23 protein-coding genes, 1 tRNA gene and 1 pseudogene are annotated in these 20665 nt (G+C 66.8%); 13 read left to right on the top strand and 12 right to left on the bottom strand.

Features of this window, described 5'->3' with window-relative positions; all coding sequences use genetic code 11:
• Positions 1 to 10 precede the first annotated feature (10 nt).
• The 6 genes from AX672_RS15425 to AX672_RS15450 form a co-directional block, all read right to left on the bottom strand.
• On the bottom strand, positions 11 to 2299 hold the full coding sequence (locus tag AX672_RS15425) for a patatin-like protein (protein WP_066652847.1): 2289 nt from the start codon (positions 2297 to 2299) through the stop codon (positions 11 to 13).
• Positions 2300 to 2384: 85 nt separating this feature from the next.
• Positions 2385 to 2460, bottom strand: a tRNA-Thr gene (locus AX672_RS15430).
• Positions 2461 to 2478: 18 nt separating this feature from the next.
• Positions 2479 to 3354, bottom strand: coding sequence for a hypothetical protein (locus tag AX672_RS15435; RefSeq protein ID WP_066652850.1), 876 nt, complete (start codon positions 3352 to 3354; stop codon positions 2479 to 2481).
• Positions 3351 to 3695 carry a hypothetical protein gene (locus AX672_RS15440; protein ID WP_066652852.1) on the bottom strand — a complete coding sequence of 115 codons (345 nt, stop codon included), beginning with the start codon at positions 3693 to 3695 and terminating at the stop codon, positions 3351 to 3353. Before AX672_RS15440 ends, AX672_RS15435 begins: the two co-directional genes overlap by 4 nt.
• Positions 3692 to 5035, bottom strand: coding sequence for a serine hydrolase domain-containing protein (locus AX672_RS15445; protein ID WP_231731393.1), 1344 nt, complete (start codon positions 5033 to 5035; stop codon positions 3692 to 3694). The genes AX672_RS15440 and AX672_RS15445 overlap by 4 nt, the downstream gene beginning before the upstream one ends.
• A gap of 4 nt (positions 5036 to 5039) precedes the next feature.
• On the bottom strand, positions 5040 to 6350 hold the full coding sequence (locus AX672_RS15450) for a replication-associated recombination protein A (RefSeq protein WP_066652856.1): 1311 nt from the start codon (positions 6348 to 6350) through the stop codon (positions 5040 to 5042).
• Positions 6351 to 6451: 101 nt separating this feature from the next.
• Between AX672_RS15450 and AX672_RS15455 the strand changes: the two genes are divergently transcribed.
• Both AX672_RS15455 and AX672_RS15460 read left to right on the top strand, forming a co-directional pair.
• Positions 6452 to 7030 (top strand): PadR family transcriptional regulator, encoded by a 579-nt coding sequence (locus AX672_RS15455; RefSeq protein WP_082730580.1) that lies wholly within the window; start codon positions 6452 to 6454, stop codon positions 7028 to 7030.
• 87 nt (positions 7031 to 7117) lie between these two features.
• Positions 7118 to 7450 carry a DUF2218 domain-containing protein gene (locus AX672_RS15460; RefSeq protein ID WP_066652859.1) on the top strand — a complete coding sequence of 111 codons (333 nt, stop codon included), beginning with the start codon at positions 7118 to 7120 and terminating at the stop codon, positions 7448 to 7450.
• Between the two features lie 24 nt (positions 7451 to 7474).
• On the opposite strand, the gene AX672_RS15465 is transcribed toward AX672_RS15460, so the two are convergent.
• Positions 7475 to 8623 (bottom strand): glycosyltransferase family 4 protein, encoded by a 1149-nt coding sequence (locus AX672_RS15465; RefSeq protein ID WP_066652907.1) that lies wholly within the window; start codon positions 8621 to 8623, stop codon positions 7475 to 7477.
• Positions 8624 to 8771: 148 nt separating this feature from the next.
• On the opposite strand from AX672_RS15465, the gene AX672_RS15470 reads away from it, so the two are divergent.
• The 6 genes from AX672_RS15470 (at position 8772) to AX672_RS15495 (ending at position 14073) form a co-directional block, all read left to right on the top strand.
• Complete coding sequence (locus AX672_RS15470; RefSeq protein WP_066652909.1) at positions 8772 to 9473, top strand: glutathione S-transferase family protein; 702 nt, start codon at positions 8772 to 8774, stop codon at positions 9471 to 9473.
• 98 nt (positions 9474 to 9571) lie between these two features.
• On the top strand, positions 9572 to 10945 hold the full coding sequence (radA, locus tag AX672_RS15475; RefSeq protein ID WP_066652863.1) for a DNA repair protein RadA: 1374 nt from the start codon (positions 9572 to 9574) through the stop codon (positions 10943 to 10945).
• 38 nt (positions 10946 to 10983) lie between these two features.
• Positions 10984 to 11544 carry a CvpA family protein gene (locus tag AX672_RS15480; RefSeq protein ID WP_066652865.1) on the top strand — a complete coding sequence of 187 codons (561 nt, stop codon included), beginning with the start codon at positions 10984 to 10986 and terminating at the stop codon, positions 11542 to 11544.
• Positions 11541 to 11978, top strand: a complete 438-nt coding sequence (locus AX672_RS15485; RefSeq protein ID WP_066652874.1) for an iron-sulfur cluster assembly scaffold protein — start codon at positions 11541 to 11543, stop codon at positions 11976 to 11978. Before AX672_RS15480 ends, AX672_RS15485 begins: the two co-directional genes overlap by 4 nt.
• Complete coding sequence (locus tag AX672_RS15490; protein ID WP_066652878.1) at positions 11975 to 13744, top strand: cation:proton antiporter domain-containing protein; 1770 nt, start codon at positions 11975 to 11977, stop codon at positions 13742 to 13744. The genes AX672_RS15485 and AX672_RS15490 overlap by 4 nt, the downstream gene beginning before the upstream one ends.
• Complete coding sequence (locus AX672_RS15495) at positions 13741 to 14073, top strand: DUF423 domain-containing protein (protein WP_066652881.1); 333 nt, start codon at positions 13741 to 13743, stop codon at positions 14071 to 14073. The genes AX672_RS15490 and AX672_RS15495 overlap by 4 nt, the downstream gene beginning before the upstream one ends.
• On the opposite strand, the gene AX672_RS18330 is transcribed toward AX672_RS15495, so the two are convergent.
• The 3 genes from AX672_RS18330 to AX672_RS15505 are packed head-to-tail and all read right to left on the bottom strand — an operon-like array spanning position 14070 to position 15872.
• Positions 14070 to 14213: a DUF2256 domain-containing protein gene (locus AX672_RS18330; protein WP_082730581.1), complete on the bottom strand. Its 144-nt coding sequence runs from the start codon at positions 14211 to 14213 to the stop codon at positions 14070 to 14072. The two genes, AX672_RS15495 and AX672_RS18330, sit on opposite strands and share 4 nt — an antisense overlap.
• The gene (gene aroB, locus AX672_RS15500) at positions 14213 to 15319 is read right to left on the bottom strand and encodes a 3-dehydroquinate synthase (RefSeq protein ID WP_066652884.1); all 1107 of its coding nucleotides are present in this window, start codon (positions 15317 to 15319) and stop codon (positions 14213 to 14215) included. The genes AX672_RS18330 and aroB overlap by 1 nt, the downstream gene beginning before the upstream one ends.
• Before the next feature lie 10 nt (positions 15320 to 15329).
• On the bottom strand, positions 15330 to 15872 hold the full coding sequence (locus AX672_RS15505) for a shikimate kinase (protein ID WP_066652886.1): 543 nt from the start codon (positions 15870 to 15872) through the stop codon (positions 15330 to 15332).
• A gap of 70 nt (positions 15873 to 15942) precedes the next feature.
• Between AX672_RS15505 and AX672_RS18705 the strand changes: the two genes are divergently transcribed.
• The 4 genes from AX672_RS18705 to AX672_RS15520 are packed head-to-tail and all read left to right on the top strand — an operon-like array spanning position 15943 to position 19760.
• Positions 15943 to 16080, top strand: a complete 138-nt coding sequence (locus AX672_RS18705) for a hypothetical protein (protein WP_168727511.1) — start codon at positions 15943 to 15945, stop codon at positions 16078 to 16080.
• The gene (locus AX672_RS15510; protein ID WP_066652891.1) at positions 16061 to 17857 is read left to right on the top strand and encodes a hypothetical protein; all 1797 of its coding nucleotides are present in this window, start codon (positions 16061 to 16063) and stop codon (positions 17855 to 17857) included. The genes AX672_RS18705 and AX672_RS15510 overlap by 20 nt, the downstream gene beginning before the upstream one ends.
• Positions 17858 to 17916: 59 nt before the next feature.
• On the top strand, positions 17917 to 18771 hold the full coding sequence (locus AX672_RS15515) for a tyrosine-type recombinase/integrase (RefSeq protein WP_082730585.1): 855 nt from the start codon (positions 17917 to 17919) through the stop codon (positions 18769 to 18771).
• Positions 18772 to 18806: 35 nt separating this feature from the next.
• Positions 18807 to 19760 (top strand): acetyl-CoA carboxylase carboxyltransferase subunit alpha, encoded by a 954-nt coding sequence (locus tag AX672_RS15520; RefSeq protein WP_066652897.1) that lies wholly within the window; start codon positions 18807 to 18809, stop codon positions 19758 to 19760.
• An 83-nt stretch (positions 19761 to 19843) separates the two neighbouring features.
• On the opposite strand, the gene AX672_RS15525 is transcribed toward AX672_RS15520, so the two are convergent.
• Both AX672_RS15525 and AX672_RS15530 read right to left on the bottom strand, forming a co-directional pair.
• Positions 19844 to 20011, bottom strand: a complete 168-nt coding sequence (locus AX672_RS15525) for a Flp family type IVb pilin (RefSeq protein WP_066652900.1) — start codon at positions 20009 to 20011, stop codon at positions 19844 to 19846.
• A gap of 126 nt (positions 20012 to 20137) precedes the next feature.
• The gene (locus AX672_RS15530; RefSeq protein ID WP_331711208.1) at positions 20138 to 20329 is read right to left on the bottom strand and encodes a Flp family type IVb pilin; all 192 of its coding nucleotides are present in this window, start codon (positions 20327 to 20329) and stop codon (positions 20138 to 20140) included.
• A 51-nt stretch (positions 20330 to 20380) separates the two neighbouring features.
• Between AX672_RS15530 and AX672_RS15535 the strand changes: the two are divergent.
• A pseudogene (locus tag AX672_RS15535) lies at positions 20381 to 20611 on the top strand (NUDIX domain-containing protein); the annotation flags it as partial.
• Positions 20612 to 20665 lie beyond the last annotated feature (54 nt).

Here is a 20665-nt window from a genome sequence, read left to right on the forward strand (position 1 = left end):
TTTGCCAGCCTCAGCCGATCTCACGTCGTAACGATTCGATCAGCGAGCCGATGGTGCTCAGCCGGGGCTCTTCTTCGTCGAGGATGGCAATAAAGGCCGCGCGCTTGATCTGCGCGATGCGACCGGGCTTCATCCGCATGCCGGCCGGGAGCGTCGACACGACGATGTCAATCAGCCGGTCGGCACCGTGCAGCCGACCCCAGAGATAGTCGTTCTCGCGGTAGGTGCGGCTGAAAAACGCGCCAAAGCTCGCGAACTGAATGCCTTTCAGCGTTGCTTCGGCGCCCCCGCTGCGAATCGCGGTCGCATCGTCGGGGGCAATGCGATCGACCTTGATCGCATCGAATTCGTCGAGGCCTTCACCCTGCAGCAAGGGCAGCGTCGCAACATCGAAATAGGGGAAGCCGAGATAGGCAAGCAGCATCGGCCGCCGTACCTCACGGTTGGCCGCGCACAGCGCGCTCGCCAGCCGGACCTCAGTTTCATCGTCAAGGGTCTTCAGGTCCAGTGACGCACCCAGCGCCTCGAGCAGCGCGCTCGCATCCCCGCGCAACGCACGCACCTCGCGCCGCAGCGCCAGATGGCTGTCGGTTCGGCCAGCATCGAGATAGCGCGCGAGCGAGGCATAAATCGCTTCCCGCAAGGCGCTGATATCGGCTTCGTCATATTGGATTTCGATATCGGTGAGCCGCCGTGCCATCAGCCGCAACCGCCGAATGCGGAAGCCAATGTCATAGGATCGCAGGAAAGCGATTGTCTCCGGGCTGGTGCCGCCTGCGAAGGTCGGGCCCATCCCGCTGCCCTTCGCCTTGACGGCGGCGCTGACGAGGCCGTGGATATGGGTCCAGCGGCGCGGGCCCTGTTCGCCGCCGACATTGTAGAGGATCTGGGTGATCGTCTCGATCACGCCCGCCATTTTCAGGTGACCATAGGCGGCATAGCCATAGCCCGCCTTGCTGGCCGCGGCGGCCTGTGCGCGCTTGCGCCAGTTGGCCAGGCGAGCGACGGTGGGATGGTCGAGGAACAGCGTATAGCCGAACAGTGACTCGACTTGGGCTTCGACTTCAGGGCGGATGCCGGCGATGATTTCCGCCATGCGCTCGATCCGTTCGGACCGCTCGGCGATCGCTTCCAGATTGTCGCGGATCGGCTGCTGGCGCGGCAGCTCGGAAATCGCGCCGATGATAGTCTGGAAAAAGCCGGGCACGCCCGCGCGTGCCATGTCCATTTTGCCGCTTGGCGACGGATCGATGTAGATGAAGCGCCGGTCGACCTGGCGCCGGGCAGGGCGCTCGCGCAGGGCGGCGATGGCGGGGCGGAACGGCGCATTGACCAGCACCGATCCGTCGATCAGCACCGCGCGGTCGGCAGCCCCCACGGCGTGATGACGCGGCAGCATCTTCTTCAGGAACGCCTCGCGCTCGGGCCACGCCATCGCGCGATCGGCCAGCACTGCGTCGAGCTCGCCGACGGTGACCGGCGGAAAGGCGCCGGGAAAGCTCGACGTCGCGCGCGCGGCAAAGGCCAGCTCGCCGACATGCGCGAGTGTATCGCATTCAGCGCCGTGATCGCTGAACGGAAAGATCAGCCGATGTTCGGTCTCGATCACTTCGCGCGGTGAGTGCAGCGCCAGCCGCTCGGGATGACCGGTGAAGTCGGTCACGGTCACGAACAGATCGAGCGGCTGTCCCTGGGGCAGCAGGCGTGGGCCGCGGGGCGCAACCGCCATCGCTTCAAAGGCATCAAGCACGAGGTTGAGGAAACGCTTGCCGCCAAAGGGCGGCTCAAACCAGCGCGAGCGGACGAACTTGGACAATTTGGCGCGGACTTCGTCGCGCGCGGCGGGCTCGACAAGCCGGTCGACCGGATCGCCGCTGCGCCGCTGCGCCGCCCAGGCAAGCGGCAGTGCCCAGATTTTCGAAAAGCTGGTTGCAGGGGCCTGATCGGGATCGAGCAGTTCCTCGATATCGGCCGAATCGAACCATAATTCGGTAAGTGGTTCGAGCGATTGGCCAGTCGCTATCGCCTGCGCCAGAAACACCCCATTGATGCCGCCCGCCGACGCTCCGGCAATGATGTCGACCAGCACGCGCAGCTTGATCTGGTGCTCATCCTCGATTTCCTGCAGCAGCGCGCGGTACACGCCTTGCGACCCGCCGGCCGGGGTACGGCCTTCGTGAAAGGCACAGCTCGCCCGCGCCAGCCGCCAGATTTCCTTGGTGATGCCGTGCATGTAGACGGCAAGGCTGATGCCGCCATAACAGACGAGCGCGAGCCGCAGTTCCTTTTCGCGGTTCATCCCGCTCCCTCTCGCCGCCGGTTCAGTTGCCGGTCGGCCGAAATGCTAGCGCGTCGCGCGGCGACGTGGAAGTGGCGGGGAAGCGTGGTGCCGGTTGCAGGAATCGAACCCGCGACCTTCGGTTTACAAAACCGCTGCTCTACCAGCTGAGCTAAACCGGCGTCCGCGCCCCAAATGCGTCAGACGACGCCGAAGGTCCAGCCCTCTGTGCGGGCAATATCGGCCGACAGCGCCGGTGGCGCCCAGAGTGCGGGTGCATCGGCATGGCGACGCAGCCAGGCAGCGGTGAGCAGCGCGTCGCTCGCATGGTCGTCGATCGCACCAGATGCGGCGATGGGGGCACTCGCGATGGCGGGCGCTGCGAGCGCGGCGTTGAGATCGGCAAGCGCACGCATCTTGCTGCGCCCGCGCGCGCGCCCGGCGGCGCTCGCGGCGAGGCTGGTATAGATTTCGACCACCACCGATCCGCTCGCGGGGAGGGGATCGAAGGGCCAGACCGGCAACCGGTCGCCGAGCCGGTGGAGCAGCCGCATGCCGGTCAGGCTCGACTTGCCGACTTGTGCTGCACCGACGAGATTGAAATTCGAATAGGGGTTGAGGCCTTGGCGCTGCTGGGCGAGTTCGGTGACGCGCAGCCGCCCGCGTCCACCGCCGAACGCCGCGCCCTCGCGCCCGCCGTGCCGCCTGAAATGGGGGGCGGCGTCCGCATGGTCGACGAAGCTCGACGCGGCGAGGTGCGGATCGTCGGCACACAGCCGCTCGACCAGCGCCCAGAGCGACCGCGCGTCGGCGGGGCTCGCCTCCCAGCCCGGGAAATAGGCGCCGACATCGACGAAGGGCAGCGCCGGGCCGAGATCGAAGCCCACCAGCGCATCGTCGGGCAACGCCGTCGTCAGCCAGTCTAGCACAGCCAGCCGCGACCAATGGCGACCGGGTGGCGGCACCAGTTCGGGCGCGGCCGCGCCGGTCGCGCAGATCGCCACCGCAATCCCCCGCTGGGTGGGGCCGACCGCGCCCGACCAGTCGATCGCGACGAAATGCCCGAAGCGGCTCACGCCCTTTTGCGCGCTTTCGCCTTGGGCTTGGCGGTCGCCTGCGCATGCGCCAGTTCGATCATCGCCAGGACGCGCTCCGGATCGTCGCTGCCATAGCGGACCAGCACCGCGCCCCAGCCTTCGTAATGCGGCGTCTGGTGATAGGTCGCCGGGTCGGTTTCCTTGAGCATCTCGATCGTGTCGAGGTCGAGGTGGAGGCAAAACGAGTCCGCTTCACGCCCCGGTGCGAGGAAGGGGCGCCCGTTGCTCGCCACCTTGGCGGTCGGGCGGCCGTAATAGGGCTCGACGATCGTATCCGGCAGCCGCAGCGCCGCGGCGAGCGCTTCGTCCCAGGTCTTCATTTCACCTCGGCGAGCACGTCGGCGGTGAATTTGCTGACGTCGAAGCCGTTCGCGGCCGGGTCCTCGCCGCGCCGCACGATGACGATGCCGCGGCTCGGCACGATCACGACATATTGCCCGCGATTGCCATTGGCGGAGAAGGTGTCGGCGGGCACGCCCGGCACCTTGTTCATCAGCCAGAAGGTCGCGCCATAGCCAAAGCCGCTCGCGGGCTGCGGGCCGCTCGGCGTGGTGACGTAGGTGCGCCAGCCCTCGGGCAGGATGCGCTCGCCGTTCCAGACGCCGTCATCGAGATAGAGCAGCCCGAACCGCGCCAGATCGCGCGCGGTCGTCCACATCTGGCTCGACGAGATGTAATTGCCCTGCCAGTCGGTCTCGGCGACGGTGTGCTTCATGCCGATCCGATCGAACAGCGCGCGCGTCGGAAAGTCACGGTAGCGCTCCTCGCCGAGCGCCGCCCGCAGCGCGCGCATCGCCAGCAATATGTCGTTGTTGGCATAGCGAAAGCGGGTGCCGGGCTTGACCTCGATCGGCCAGTGCACCGTTTCCTCGGTGACGGCGGTGCCGCCGAAATAGACGGCGTCGGTGCGGTTGCCCGCCGTGGCGCTATGCAGCCCCGATGCCATGCGCAACAGATTGTCCAGCGTGATCTTGCGCCGCGTGTTTGCCAACGGCTCCGCATCCCATTCGGGGATGCGGACTTCGGCTTCGGGACGGACCCGGCCGTCCTTGGCGGCGATGCCGACCAGCGTGCCGGTGATGCTCTTGGCGACCGACCAGGTCCGCTGCGCCGTGTACGGCCCAAAGCCGTCGGCATAGGCCTCGGCAACCAGCCGCTTGCCGCGCAGCACCACGACGCCCGTCGTCTTGCCGCCATAGCCGCCGGCCATGGCCTTGCCGACAGCCGGGATCGGGGGATAGGCGATGCGCGGCAAGGAGTCTCCAAGCGGCCACGGTGCCGGATCGGCAGGCGCAGGGCCGAGCTTCGTGTACGTGGTCACGACCGGCGGCGACACTGCGCCGATCGGTTCGTTGGTGCAGCCGGTGCCGGGATGGAAAACGGCGCGGCGCGGCGGCAACGCGGGATCGAACGCGACGGTCACGGTCCCGGTGCGCGCGTCCACTTTCGCCTCGAGTGTCGGGACTATCGCATCATATTCGGGATAGATGCCGTTCAGCTCGTCCTTGGCCATCTGCGCTTCGGTGCGCCCGCCGATGAACATCGCGCTGCAGGTGATCGCGGCCTTGTACCCGGCGGCAATCGCCAATGTGTAAGGCGCGGGCGCCTTGGCCTGTTGCGCGGCAAGCGGCGACGCGATCAGCGCCGCCCCGAGGATCAAAAGTTCAGCCCTTGGCACCCCGCAATTCCTCCCAATAGGCCAGCCGCTCGGCAATGCGCTTCTCATGGCCGCGCCCGGTCGGCTGGTAAAAGTCCTCCCGCGCCATCCCTTCGGGCCAGTAATCGCTGCCCGAAAAGCCGGTGTCGGTATCATGATCATAGGCATAGCCTTTGCCATAGCCGATGTCCTTCATCAGCTTGGTCGGCGCGTTCAGGATATGCGCGGGCGGCATCAGCGATCCGGTCTCGCGCGCCGATTTCCACGCCGCTTTCTGCGCCTTGTAGGCAGCATTCGATTTGGGCGCGGTCGCGAGATAGAGGCACGCCTGCACGATCGCCAGTTCGCCCTCGGGCGAGCCGAGAAAGTCATAGGCATCCTTGGCGGCGAGGCATTGCACCAGCGCCTGCGGGTCGGCGAGGCCGATGTCCTCGCTCGCAAAGCGCGTCAGGCGGCGCAGCACGTAGAGCGGCTCCTCGCCCGCCGTCAGCATCCGCGCGAGATAATAGAGCGCCGCCTGCGGATCGCTGCCGCGCAGCGATTTGTGGAGCGCCGAGATGAGGTTGTAATGCCCCTCGCGGTCCTTGTCGTACACTGCGACGCGGCGCTGGAGGAAAGCGCCGAGCGCGGCCGGATCGAGCGGCTCGGGTAGATCGACCGACCAGAGCGTCTCGGCCTGGTTCAGCAGGAAGCGGCCGTCGCCATCGGCACTGGCGACAAGCGCGGCGCGGGCGTCGGGGGTGACGGGCAGGGGGCGGCCCTCGATCGCCTCCGCGCGGTCGAGCAGCTCGGCCAGCGCGGTCGCGTCGAGCCGGTGGAGGATCAGCACCTGCGCGCGGCTGAGCAGCGCGGCGTTGAGTTCGAACGACGGATTTTCGGTGGTCGCGCCGACCAGGGTCACCGTGCCGTCCTCGACATAGGGCAGGAAGCCGTCCTGCTGCGCGCGATTGAAGCGGTGGATCTCGTCGACGAACAACAGGGTGCGCTTCCCCGCCCGGGCATGGTCACGCGCCTCGGCAAAGGCTTTCTTCAGATCGGCGACGCCAGAGAACACCGCCGAGATGGCAGTGAAGCGCAAGCCCACCGCATCGGCGAGCAGCCGCGCGATCGTCGTCTTGCCCGTACCCGGCGGCCCCCACAGAATCATCGACGACAGCCGCCCCGCCGCGACCATTCGCCCAATCGCGCCGTCAGGGCCGGTGATATGCGTCTGGCCGACGACCTCGCCCAGCGAACGCGGCCGCAACCGCTCGGCAAGCGGCGCGTCGGTGGGTGGAGGCGGGGCGGGGGAGTCGGTCGGGCCGAAAAGATCGTCCATCTTGGGCAAGATAGACCGCCGCAAAAAATTTGCAGCACCAGTCTTGCGTCAAAGCTAATAAGATATATCTTAGTGCCATCATGACCCAACAAGGAAGCACCATGTTCTATATGTATCGCGGCCACGGCTGCGGCAGCCACATGAGCGGACGCCGCGGCGGTCCGCGCCGCTGGGCAGGCGTCGAAATCAGCTTCGACAGCGATGGCGGGCGCGGGCGCGGGCGGCGCGTCTTCGACGGCGGCGAGTTGCGGCTCGTGCTGCTCAAGCTCATCGCCGATCAGCCGCGCCACGGCTATGACCTGATCCGCGAGATCGAAACGCTCACCGGCGGCGCCTATGCGCCCAGCCCGGGCATCGTCTATCCGACGCTCACTCTGCTCGACGAGATGGATCTGATTGCCGAACAGCGCAGCGACGGCGCCAAGAAGCAATTCGCCGCGACCGATGCCGGTCATCAGCACCTCGCCGAGCGTGCCGAGGAAGTCGACGCGCTTATCGCCCGGCTGACCGAGATGGGCGAAGCGCGCACCCGGTCCGACAGTGCCTCGGTCCGGCGCGCGATGGGCAATCTGCGCTCGGTGCTCGTCCACACGCTCGGGCGCGGCGACGTGCCGACCGACAAGCTGCACGCGATCGTCGCGCTGATCGACGAAGCCTCGCAGAAGATCGAGCGGCTCTAACCCCGATGCGCGCCACATCGCGCCTCGCCCTTCTCCGCCGGCGGTTGGGCATCATGCCCGCCGCCGCTTCGCCTCGGACACAAACCCATGATTTCCCTTGCGATCCAATCGACGGCGCTGGTGCCAACAGCCAGCGCGAGCAAATATCTCCAGCAACTCTGCAAGCACTGGCAGCACAATCTCGCAGTTGATTTTACGCCCGAGCGCGGGACGATCACGTTCCCGAAGGACGCCCGCGGCGCCGCCTATCCCGGCGATGCGCAGGTGACGTTGACCGCGCGTGAGGATGGACTTGACGTGCACATCGACGCGACATCGCCCGATCAGCTCGATGCGCTAAAGGGCGCGGTCGCTCGCCACCTCGACCGCTTTGCTTTCCGCGAAGCGCCGCTGGCCTTTGCGTGGCAGGATGTCGGATAGTTTCCGCAAGCTTGCGCGGCGGGCCTAGCGCCCCCGCCGCGCCAGCACGGCCAAATATTTGTCGATCACCTTCTGATTGATCGCATCCCAGCCATAGGCGCCCGCCTTGGCTTCGCCCGCCAGCCCGTCGGTGTCGGCAAGGTCGCGATCCTCGGCATAGGCCTGCAGCGCATTGGCATAGCCCGCGATGTCGGCCGGATCGACCAGCCGACCGTTGACGCCGTGCTCGATCAGGCTGGTCGCTCCGGTGGCGATCGCCGCCACCACCGGCACCGCACACGCCATTGCCTCCAGTGTGACATTGCCGAACGTCTCGGTGACGCTGGGGTTGAACAGCACGTCCATCGACGCGACCGCGCGGCCCAGATCCTTGCCTTCCTGAAATCCCGCGAACACGGCTGTGGGCACTTGGGCTGCGAACCAGTCGCGCGCCGGGCCTTCCCCGACCACCATTACCCGGTGCGGGACGCCGCGCTGCATCAGCTCGCCGATCACTGCGGCGAAAACGTCGAGCCCCTTTTCGAGCACCAGCCGGCCAAGAAAGCCGATCACGAATTCCTGGTCGCCAATCCCGAGTTCGCGCCGCCACGCCAGGCTGCGCGCCGACGGTGTGAAGATCGTGCGATCGACTCCGCGCGACCAGATGCCGATGTCGTCGTTCATCCGCTGCTCGCGCAGCAGATCGACCATCGATTGCGACGGCGGCAGGATCGCGTCGCAGCGGCGATAGAAGCGCCGCAGCAGCGCAACGGCAGCGGGCTCGAGAAAGCCGCCGCCATAATAGCGCAGATAGGTTTCGAACCGCGTATGCACCGATGCGACCACCGGAATGCCGCGTCGCCGCGCCCAGCTGACCGCGCGGTGGCCGAGGATGTCGGGCGCCGACACATGCACCAGATTGGGCTTGAACGCGTCAAGGTCGAGCCGGAGCCGCCGCGGCAGGCCGATCGCCACGCGATACTCGCTCCGTCCGGGAATCGCGAACGACGGCGCACTCACGAGATCGCCGGTCGGCTCGAACGCCGGCTTGTCGACCGTCGGGGCATAGACGCGGACGGCGGCGCCCTGCGCCAGCAGATAGCCGACCAGCCGATTGAGAGCCTGGGTCGGTCCGTCGCGCACATAATTGTAATTGCCGCTGAACAGCGCGACGCGGAGTTCGGAAGTCATCATCGCCCCGCGCCATAGCCGCGCCACCGGCAAAAGGGAATTGCGCCGCGTCAAACGATCGAATGCGCCGGTTTTTGTGTCGCAGCCGGGCGTGGCGAGGCGTCCGGGCAATCCCTATCTAGCGACGACCCCCGTTCAGGAGTTCGCCCCGATGATCGATCCCGTCGCTTTCCCGGTCACCACCCGCTGGCCCGCCCATCATCCCGATCGGCTGCAATATTACGGGCTGCCGACGCCCAATGGCGTCAAGGTGTCGATCATGCTCGAGGAAACCGGGCTCCCCTATGAAGTCCACCTCGTCGATTTCGCCAAGAACGACCAGAAATCGCCCGAATTCCTGTCGCTCAACCCCAATGGCAAAATCCCCGCGATCCTCGATCCGGCGGGGCCGGGTGGGGCGCCGCTCGCGCTTTTCGAAAGCGGCGCGATCCTGCTCTATCTGGCCGAAAAGACCGGGCTGTTCATGCCCGTCGGCACGCGCGAGCGCTGGCAGACCATCCAATGGGTGATGTTCCAGATGGGTGGCGTGGGGCCAATGTTCGGCCAGCTTGGCTTTTTCACCAAGTTCGCGGGCAAGGACTATGAGGACAAGCGCCCGCGCGACCGTTACCTCGACGAAACCAAGCGGCTGCTCGGGGTGATGGAGGTCGCGCTCGACGGGCGCGAGTGGTTCATGGGCGATTATTCGATTGCCGACATTTCGATGCTCGGCTGGGTGAATGGCCTGGTCAATTTCTACGGCAATGGCCCGCTGGTCGGGTTCGACGATTTCGCCAATGTGAAGGCCTGGCTCGCGCGCGGGCTGGCGCGACCGGCGGTGCAGCGCGGGCTGACGATCCCGGCGCGGGGGTAGCGGTCAATCGTAACGCGGTTTCTCTGTCTCCCCTCCCTTGCAGGGAGGGGAAATGATTCTGTGTTCCCTTATCGTTCCAATTTCGTTAGGCCTATCTCATGGCCAAACCTCAGAAACGCTATGTATGCCAGTCGTGCGGCAGTGTGTCGCATCGCTGGGCAGGGCAATGCGTGGATTGCAGCGCCTGGAACACGCTGGTCGAGGAAGCCTCCGGCCCGGTCACGCCGTTCCAGGCCAAGCACAACCTGCAAGGCGGCGGGCGCACCCTCCAGCTCGTCGGGCTCGACAGCGAGATTGCGCTGCCTGAACGGTTGCCGACCGGCATCGCCGAGCTCGACCGGGCGCTGGGCGGCGGCTTCGTCGAGGGGTCGGCGACGCTGATCGGCGGCGATCCGGGGATCGGCAAGTCGACTTTGCTGCTCCAAGCCGCTGCAAGGCTGGCGCTGGCGGGCCATAGCGTCGCCTATGTCTCGGGCGAAGAGGCCGCCGATCAGGTGAGGTTGCGCGCCCGGCGGCTGGGGCTGGGGAACGCGCCGGTGATGCTTGCCGCCGCCACATCGACCCGCGATATCCTGACGACGCTCGGCATGGGGACGCCGCCGCGGCTGCTGGTGATCGATTCGATCCAGACGATGCATTCGGACCTGATCGAAGGCGCCCCTGGCACCGTCAGCCAGGTTCGCGCTTCGGCGCAGGAGCTGATTCGCTTTGCCAAGGAGCGCGGCACCGCCGTCGTCCTCGTCGGCCATGTCACCAAGGACGGCAGCATCGCGGGGCCGCGCGTGCTCGAACATATGGTCGACACCGTGCTCAGCTTCGAAGGCGAGCGCAGCCACCAGTATCGCATCCTGCGGGCGATTAAGAACCGCTTCGGCGGCACCGACGAGATCGGCGTGTTCGCGATGGTCGAGGCGGGCCTGAGCGAAGTTGCCAATCCTTCCGCGCTGTTCCTGACGCAACGCGATGAAGGCGTGAGTGGGACAACGGTCTTCCCCGCGCTCGAAGGCACGCGGCCGGTGCTGGTCGAGATTCAGGCGCTGGTGGTGCGGCTGGCGAGCGGCGCCACGCCGCGCCGCGCCGTCGTCGGGTGGGATTCGGGGCGGCTGGCGATGATCCTCGCGGTGCTCGAGGCGCGCTGTGGGCTCAGCTTTTCGTCATCCGAAGTCTATCTCAACATCGCTGGCGGCTACCGCGTGCAGGACCCGGCCGCCGATCTCGCGGTTGCCGCGGCGTTGATTTCGGCGCTCAGCGAGCGGCCGGTGCCGGTGGGCGCCGTCGCGTTCGGCGAAGTCGCACTGTCGGGCGAGATTCGCCCCGTCGCCCACGCCGCGCTGCGGCTGAAGGAAGCCGGCAAGCTCGGGTTCGAGCGGGCATTGCTGCCCGCCGCATCGGCCGCCGAAAAGTCGCCGCTCAAGCTCGCCGGGTTCAAGTCGCTCGCCAGCTTCGTTGACCATATGCTCGGGCGTGGCTAGCGGTCGGCGGACGCTGGCGCGCAGGGACGACGGATTTCATGGGACTGACCGCACTCGACATCATCGTGCTCGTGCTCGTCCTCGGCGGGGCGGTGCAGGGGGCGATCAAGGGCTTTGTTACGGAAGTGCTGTCGCTGGTCGCCTGGGTGTTCATCGTCTTCGCGCTGCGCGTGCTGCAGGTACCGCTCACCAACCTGCTGTCGGCCAAGATCGCAACCTATGGCGGCGCGACAGTGCTGGCATTCGTGCTGATCGCGGGCGTCACCTATCTCGGCGGGCGCTGGGTCGCCAATGCGATCGGCAAGCGCACACGGACCTCGATTCTCGGGCCGGTCGACCGCGCGCTCGGCTTCGGCTTCGGCGGGTTGAAGGGCCTGGTGTTTGCAAGCCTTGTCTTCCTGTTGATCGTGCTCGTGATCGACACCACTTATGGCGGGGCATCGCAGCGGCCCGAGTGGATTACCAAATCGCGCACTTATCCGCTGCTCAAGGTGACGAGCGCGGGGATCGCCGATTTCGTCGACCGCCGGCGGCAAGGCAAAGCGATGTTCGGCAACGATCCGGCTTCGGCCGACAATGAAAGCGATTCGGCCGAGTGAACGCGCCGCTGTATAACCAGCAGATTCTCCGCCTCGCCGCGAACACGCCGGCGACCCGGCTCGCCGCGCCGATGGCAAGCGTCGAGAAGCGCTCGCCGGTGTGCGGCAGCCGGGTGACGGTCGATGTCGATGTCGACAGCGAAGGCCGCGTGGCGGCGATCGGCATGCTGGTGCGCGCATGTGCGCTGGGCCAGGCGAGCGCCACGCTGATGGCGGCGGACGCGGTCGGCAAGTCGCCCGCCGAGCTTGCCGCGACCCGCGACGCGCTCGCTGCCTGGCTGGCGGGCCGCGGCCCCGAGCCCGACTGGCCCGGGATCGACATTTTTGCGCCCGCCCTGCCGCATAGCGCGCGCCATGCCTCGATCCGGCTGGCGTTCGAGGCCGTCGCCGAAGCCGCTGCCATCGCTGCCGAAGCCCGACAGGCCGCTGCGTGAGCGAAAGCGCGCTTCGCGACGGCGTCGTGCTGCTCGGCTTCGCGCTGGTTTTCGTGCTGCTGTTCCGGCGGCTCGGTTTGGGGGCCACGCTTGCGTTTCTGGTCGCGGGCGCGGTCGTCGGGCCGCAAGCGCTCGGCCTTGTCGGCAATGTCGAGGAAAAGCGCGGAGTTGCAGAACTCGGCATCACGCTGCTGCTGTTTCTGGTCGGGCTTGAGCTGAGCCCGTCGCGGCTATGGCGGATGCGGCAGGATATTTTCGGGCTCGGCCTGTTGCAGGTCGGGCTGTGCGCGGTGGCGTTGACCGGCGTGATCTGGGCCTTTGCCAATTTCTCGCCCTCGGCTGCGCTGGCAGTGGCGCTGCCCCTGGCGCTGTCGTCGACCGCGCAGGTGCTGCCGATGCTGCAGTCGGCCGGGCGGTTGCGCACCCCGTTCGGCGAGCGGGCCTTTTCGATCCTGTTGTTTCAGGACCTGTCGATCGTGCCGCTGATCACGATCATTGCCGCGCTGTCGCGGGCGCCGGTGCCGCCCGGGGCAACGCCGGGATGGCTGCTGGCAATTTATACCGTGCTTGCGGTCGCCGGGCTGGTTGCCGCCGGGCGTTTCGTGCTGCGGCCGATGTTCCGGCTGATCGGCAATCTGGGCGAGCGCGAAATGTTCGTCTTTGCGGCCTTGTTCACCGTGATCGCCGCCGCGGCGATCATGGAGTGGCTCGGCCTGTCGACCGCGCTGGGGGCATTCATTGCCGGCGTGATGCTCGCCGACAGCCCCTATCGGCACGAGCTTGAGGCCGATGTCGATCCGTTCCGGTCGATCCTGCTCGGCCTGTTCTTCCTGAGCGTCGGGATGCTGCTCGATTTGCAAGCGATTGCCGCGCGGCCGGCATTCGTGATCGGCATGGCGGTGCTCTTGATTGCGACCAAGACGATCATCATCACGGTGATCGGCATGGCGTTTCGCATGGGCTGGCGGCAGGCGCTCAGCCTGGGTTTGTTGCTCAGCCAGGGCGGCGAGTTCGGCTTCGTGTTGTTCGCGCAGGCGCAGGGTGCGCTGCTGATCGCCCCCGAAGCGGCGAGCCTGTTCGGCGCCATCGTCACATTGTCGATGGCGACGACGCCGTTCCTGATGGCGTTCACCAAGGGTCTGCGCACGGCGCCCGAACGCAAGGCCGACGGGATGGAGGCACCCAAGGCGGATGGCGCAAGCGCGCTCGTGATCGGCTATGGCCGCTTCGGCCAGACGGTCGCGCAGATGTTGAGTGCGCAGCAGATCAAGGTGACGCTGATTGATCGCGACATCGAAATGATCGAGGTTGCCAACAGTTTCGGCATGAAAGTCTATTATGGCGACGGGACGCGGATGGATCTGTTGCGTCAGGCAGGCGCCGCCGATGCGCAGCTGATCGCTTTTTGCACTGACGGCGACCAGATCGACCGCGAGTTGCTCGAAGCTGTCCACACTGCTTTCCCCGACGCGGCGATTTTCGCGCGCGCGTTCGATCGGCGCAGCTTGATCAAGATGGACGGCGCGCCGGTGGCTGGCACGGTCCGCGAAGTGTTCGAATCGGCGGTGGTGATGGCGCGGGATGCCATGGCGAACCTGGGCGTCGATAGCGAGATGATCGCGCGGACCGAGGACGAATATCGCCGCCGCGACGCGGCGCGGTTGCGCGCGCAAGCTGATGAGGGCGATCTGCATGCGCAGGCCGACCAGATGTTCACGCACCGATCGATGGCGCAGGTGATTGCGCAGGAAAGCGAGCCCGGATGAATGCGTTCGTTCTTGCCGCGGCCTTGTCCGGCGCGCTGGCGGTCGGCGCTGGTGCATTCGGTGCGCATGGCGCGAATGGTCAGGCCGCCGAATGGCTCAAGACCGGCGGACAATATCAGCTCGTCCATGCAGTGGCCGCGATCGTCGCCGCACAGATTGGCGCGCGCGGGGCGGGGTGGTGCTTTGTCGCGGGCGGCGCGCTATTTGCAGGCACGCTCTATCTGATGGCGCTGGGGCTGCCGAAATGGCTGGGCGCGATCACGCCGATTGGCGGCGTGATACTGATTGTGGGCTGGCTATGGCTCGCCTGGGCCGGCGCTCGCGGTTAGCGGCCAACCGCGCGGCACTTGTCCGAGCAGAAGATCACATTCTCCCAATCGCGCGCCCATTTCTTGCGCCACGCGAAAGGCCGCCCGCATACCGGGCAGGTCTTGGTCGGCAAGTCGCGCTTGGCGGTCCCGTTGGGCATCAGCCGCGCGGCTGATCGTCGAGGAAGGCGGCGACATCGGCGAGATCGACCGACCGGTCGAGAAAGGTCTCGCCGATGCCGCGCGCAAGCAGGAAGGGCAGGGTGCCGCCGTCCATTTTCTTGTCGTGGCGCATATGCGCGACGAGCGATGCCCCCGACGCCGTGATTCCCGCGCCTGCCAACCCATCGGGCAAGCCCAGACTGCGCAGATGTTCCGCCACCCGTGCTGCGTCATTGGGACTGCACAGCCCGCGCCGCGCCGAATAGGCAAAGGCGAGCACCATTCCCGCCGCCACGCCTTCGCCGTGCAGCAGCCGGTCGGAGAAACCCGTCTCCGCCTCCAGCGCATGGCCGAAGGTATGGCCGAGGTTGAGCAGCGCGCGCTTGCCGGTTTTCTCATGCTCATCGGCGGCAACGATCCGCGCCTTGGCGGCGACGGCGTGTTCAATCGCATGCGTTCGCGCGGCAGGATCACCCGCAAGCAACGCCGAGCCATGCGCCTCGCACCAGCCGAAGAACGCCGCATCGTCGATCAGGCCATATTTGACGACTTCGGCATAGCCTGCGCGCAGTTCGCGTGCGGAGAGCGTGTCGAGCGTCAGCGGATCGATCAGCACGAGCGCAGGCTGGTGAAAGGCGCCGATCAGATTCTTGCCGGCGCGCGCGTTGATTGCGGTCTTGCCGCCGACCGATGAATCGACCTGCGCCAGCAGCGTGGTCGGCACCTGCACGAAACCGCAGCCGCGCTTCAGGATCGCGCAGGCGAAACCGACCAGGTCGCCGGTCACCCCGCCACCGAGTGCCACCACATGATCGCCGCGCTCCACTCCGAGCTCAAGCAGCCCCTCACATAATTCCTCGAGCATGGCCCAGCTCTTGGTGCTTTCGCCCGACGGCAGCACGATCGGTTCGCTGGCAATGCCCGCAGCCGTCAGGCCGTCGCGCAACGTTTCCAGATGCGGCGCCACCTGCGCATCGGCAACGATCACCAGCGCGCGTCCACGCGGTGCCAGCGGGGCAAGCCGCGCCGCCGCACGCCCCAGCAGCCCGGCTTCGATCACTACGGGATAGCGGCGTGCATCGAGTTCGACCCAGATTTCGCTCATTTATTCTCGCTCATGGGCCAATCGCGGCCAGAATGGCCCTCACTGTGGCGTCATGCGGTGCGCGATGACTTGAAACGCGGACCGGCGCCATCGCATAAATGGGATTTCGTACGGCGGCGAGCTCCTGCAACACCTTGGCGGGGTCGCGCCCGCGCAGCAGCGGCCGGGTGTCACGCCGCTTGACGCGTTCGGCCAGCACGTCGGGATCGGCATCGAGCCAGACCGCAATCGCTTCCGACAAAATCAGCGCGCGCGTCTCTTCGTTGATGAACGCGCCGCCACCGGTGGCAATCACCTTGGGCGTGCCGTCGATGAGCCGCGCGATCACGCGGCGCTCGCCGTCGCGGAAGTAGCCCTCGCCGAATCGGTCGAAGATTTCGGTGATCGTCATGCCGGCGGCGGCTTCGATCTCGACATCGGCATCGACGAAGGGCAGCCGCAGGCGCTGTGCGAGCCGACGACCGACCGTCGACTTGCCCGCACCCATCAGCCCGATCAGCACGATCGGCTTGCCTTGCCAGCGATTTTGCGCGTCACCCTCGTCCGACACCATGGCAGGGGCTATACAGCGTCGCTGTCGCTCGGCAAAAGGCCAGCGCACATCGTCTTTCAGGTATTGTTTCATGTCCCGGCTGCTTATCGCCCTCGTCATTGTTCTTCTCGTCATCGGCGGGGGGCTGGCTGCGCTCGCCAGCCTCAACAGCGAACGGCCGCAGACGCGCGTCGAAAAGGTCGTGCCGCTTGCGTCGCTCCAGCAATAAGGCAGCGATCGGCGGCGTCGTTCTCGCGCTGGTCGCGGGCGCGGCCATTGCGCAGGAGCGGCCGGAATCGATCCTGCCGCCGGGCTTCAACGAAACAACGCCGCCGCCCGTCGATCGCCCGCCGCCGCGCGCGCAGCCCAATCCGACCACACCCGCCCCGGCGCCATTGCTCCCGCCGCCGGACCCGATCGCCAGCGACGAGCTCACTGCCAACAGCCTGGCCGACGAAGACGCGGGCACGCCGCCGCCGGTCGATCCCGCAGCGCTCGCCAGTTATGAATTGCCGAGCTATGCGCGCCGATCGCTGGCCCGCGTCGGCATCATTGGCTCCGATCAGGGGGGATTGCCCGCGAACGGTTTCGGGACGGCGCCGGGGCGTTATCTTGAGACCCTGATGGGTCGGCTCGACGCGCCGCTGCCGTCGCGCTGGCTGTCGATCGCGTTGCGCCGCATGCTCGCCTCGCAGCTCGACACGCCCGCGGGCGTCAATGGCGCCGATTTCGCCGCCGAAAGGGCATGGCTGCTCGTCCGCATGGGTGAGTCGCAGGTTGCGCGCGCCGTCGTTCAGGCAGTCGACACCGACAATTTCACGCCGAAGCTGCGCGAAGCGGCGATGCAGGCAGCACTGGCGACGGGTGATCCCGGGCTGGTCTGCCCGGTCGTCGACCGCGCGCTCTCAGGGCCGCATGATCGCGCCTGGGTGCTGATGGAATCGATTTGCGGCGCGCTCTCGGGTGTCGCCGGACAGGGCGGGCGTCAGATCGATGCGGCGCGGCGTCAGGGGGTTGCGCGCGGGGTCGACCTGTTGCTCGCCGACAAGGTCGTTGGTGCGGGCACCAAGCGACGCGCGGTAACGATCGAATGGGAGCCGGTCTCGCAGCTGACGGCCTGGCGCTATGGCCTGGCCACCGCGAGCGGCACCGAGATTCCTGAGCCGCTGTTCGCGACCGTCAACACGCGCGTGCAATTTTGGCGAGCGCAGGCGCCGATGCTGGCCGCGCGCACCCGCGCGCCGGCCGGTGAGCTGGCGGCCGCGCAAGGCGTATTGTCGAGCACGGCGCTGATCGATCTGTTTGGCGAACTCGACGAAGCCGATGACGGCAGCTCGGCCGAAGTCGCGGTCGCGCGCGATCTGCGCAGTGCCTATGCCGAAGCCGATCGCGCCCAGCGAATCGCCGCGATGGTCCGGCTGTGGGACGAGCCGCAGGGCGCGCGCGGGCGCTACGCCCGACTGGTGCTGACCTCGCAGGCGGCGGCGCTGTTGCCGCCCGCTGCTGATGCCGAAGCCGACCGGCTGATTGCGTCGATGCTGTCGGCAGGGATTGATGCCCGCGCGGTGCGCTGGCGCGACATCGTCAGTGCGGGCAGCGACGGCTGGGCAATGCTGAAGCTTGCTGAACGGTTTGGGGGCCCGCTCTCGCGCGGCGACGTGCGGCGCTATGGCGGCGGCACACGCGGCGACACCGAGCGCAAGCGGCAAATGTTCTTTGCCGCGCTGGCCGGGCTTGGTCGCGTCGATTCGTCGGCGATGGCGTCGCTTGCGGGCGATCTTGGCATCGATCTGGTGCGCGACAATAGCTGGACACGAGCGATCGACCGCGCGGCGGCGCGCGGCGAGCCTGCGACTGTCGTGCTGCTGGCGGCGGTCGGCATGCAGACCGCCAACTGGCACGGCGTGTCGCCCGACGCCTTTTACCGGATGATCGCGGCCATGCACCGGGTCGGGCTCGATGCTGAAGCTCGCATGATCGCGGTCGAGGCCTTGACGCGGCTTTGACTGGCCTAGCCCTGAGTGGCGCGGGCGATGACCGCGCGCTGATCGGCCGCTTCCTCGAAATGATGGCCGCGCAGGCGGGCGCCGCGCACAATACGCTGGCGGCTTACGAGAGCGACCTGCGGCTGGCGTCCGAGGCGCTGGACGGCGCGCTTGCGAGCGCCGACGCTGCCGCGCTGGCCCGGCTCGGCGACGGCTGGGCTACCCTGTCGCGCGCAAGCGTCGCGCGCAAATCGGCGGCGCTGCGGCGCTTTTTTGCTTTCCTCGTCGAGGAAGGATTCCGAAGCGACGATCCCGGCGCGGCGCTGCCCCGGCCGGGCACCGCGCGCGCACTCCCCAAGTCGCTCGATCACAGCGCGGTCGATCGGCTGTTCACGACGGTCGCGGCCCGGCTGGAGCGCGTGCCGCCCGATCCGCGCGATCTGCGGCTCGCCGCGCTGGTCGAGCTGCTCTACGGATCGGGCCTGCGCGCGAGCGAGTTGGTGACGCTGCCCTTCGCCGCGGTCGCCCCCGACCGCCCCTATCTGATCCTGAAGGGCAAGGGCGGACGCGAGCGACTGGTGCCGATCTCGGACCGTGCGCGGGCGGCAGTTGCGGCCTGGCGGGCGACGCTGCCACCGCGCTCGGTCTGGCTGTTCCCCGGCGGCGCGCGGCATCTCAGCCGCATCCGGCTGTACCAGTTGTTGAAGGAGCTTGCCGCTGAAGCGGGTATCCCGCCCGACCGGGTCAGTCCGCACGTCCTGCGCCACGCCTTTGCTACCCATCTGCTCGAAGGTGGCGCCGATTTGCGCGCGCTCCAGCTGATGCTCGGTCATGCCGATATCGCGACGACCGAAATCTATACGCATGTCGACAGCCGGCGCCTCGTTGACCTCGTCAACAGCCGCCATCCGCTCGGTGATCGCGCAATGCGTTGACGCGAGGGCGCGCGACGCCTAACCGAGCGCGCCTGATGGCCAGTTTCCTCGACTTCGAAAAACCGATTGCCGAGCTTGAAGCCCGGATCGCCGAATTGCGCGCTACCGCCTCCGCCACTGCCGGGGCGATCGACATCGGCCCCGAAGTCGCGCGGCTCCAACAGAAAAGCGAGCGCCTGCTGCGCGACACCTATGCGCATCTGACGCCCTGGCAAAAGACGCAGGTCGCGCGGCATGGCGATCGGCCGCATTTCAAGCATTATGTCGCGGGCCTGTTCGACGATTTCATGCCGCTCGCGGGTGATCGCGCATTTGGCGACGATCTGGCGATCATGGGCGGGCTTGCGCGCTTCCGCGGACGGCGGGTGGTCGTGATCGGCCATGAAAAGGGCAATGATACTGCCAGCCGCATCCGCCACAATTTCGGCATGGGCAAGCCCGAGGGCTATCGCAAGGCGATCCGGCTGATGCAGCTTGCCGAGCGGTTCGGCCTGCCGGTGCTGACGCTGGTCGATACCTCGGGCGCGTTTCCCGGCATTCAGGCCGAAGAACGCGGTCAGGCCGAAGCGATCGCGCGCTCGACCGAGCAATGTCTTGCGCTCGGCGTGCCGATCGTCGCGGCGATCGTGGGTGAGGGCGGCTCCGGCGGTGCGGTTGCACTGGCCGCCGCCGACCGGGTGCTGATGTTCGAGCATGCGGTATTTTCGGTGATCTCACCCGAAGGCTGCGCGTCGATCCTGTGGCGCACCGCCGACAAGGCGGCCGAGGCGGCGGAAGCGATGAAGATGACCGCGCAGGATCTTGCCGCGCTCAAGGTGATCGACACGATCGTGCCCGAACCCGTGGGCGGTGCCCAACGCGACCCCGCGTTGGCGATCAAGACATTGGGCGATGCAATCGCGGCGGCCCTCGATCCGCTGACGCGGCAGGATCCACAGGCGTTGATCCGTGCGCGCCGCGCGAAATTCTTGGCAATCGGCCGACTCTAGCCGCTGCAAACACTGCAAATGCGAAAAGGGCAGCAGACCGAAGCCTGCTGCCCTCCTTCGCTACGCATAAGCTTGGGAGAAGCTTACGAAGCCTTCATGTTCGACGTCACGTTGGTGAACGTGGTCTTCAGCTGGTTGCCCAGGCCCGACATTGCGGCGATGGCGGCAACGGCGATCAGAGCAGCGATCAGGCCGTATTCGATGGCGGTCGCGCCCTTGTTGTTCTTGATGAACTTGCGAATGGTCTGCATTTTCCGGTCTCCAGATTTGGTGGCTTCAGTTACCCGGCTGACCGGTCAACCGGTTCAGCTTGGAGACATGTACGGTAGGTAGCCTAACAAAGGTTTAAGCGACTTGGTCGATTCGCGGGAAAATCGTCAGCCGCCGTTCGCCGCCGTAACCTTGTTGTTCACGTTACCCCACATGCCGACGGTTTGATTGGCGAGCGAGCTGAGGCTCGCGATCATCGCGATGACGACGAGCGCCGCGATCAAACCATATTCGATCGCGGTTCCGCCCTTGCGGTCGGCAAATAGCTGGCGAATTTGCTTGCCCATCAGCCACCCCATGTCGTTACGCTCGTCGCGCCAGCCTATGCTTAGCCCAAGGAGCGTTAACGAATGGCGAAGTCGGCGCCGGAAATGTTGCCATTTCCCATCCTGCCCGTCGTCGCTGTGGCGCTCGTCGACCCCGATGGACGTGTGCTGCTGGCCCAGCGCCCTGAGGGCAAACAGCACGCCGGGCTCTGGGAGTTTCCCGGTGGCAAGATCGACGCGGGCGAACTGCCTGAAGCCGCACTGATCCGCGAACTGGCTGAAGAGCTTGCGATCGACGTCAATGCTGCGTGTTTGGGGTCGGTACACAGAACGGACCCAGATATACGCTAAGGTTTTGCCGTGCCTTCG

This window comes from Sphingomonas sp. CCH10-B3 (genome assembly GCF_001556185.1).
In the GTDB taxonomy this organism is placed as follows: Bacteria; Pseudomonadota; Alphaproteobacteria; order Sphingomonadales; family Sphingomonadaceae; genus Sphingomonas; species Sphingomonas aquatica.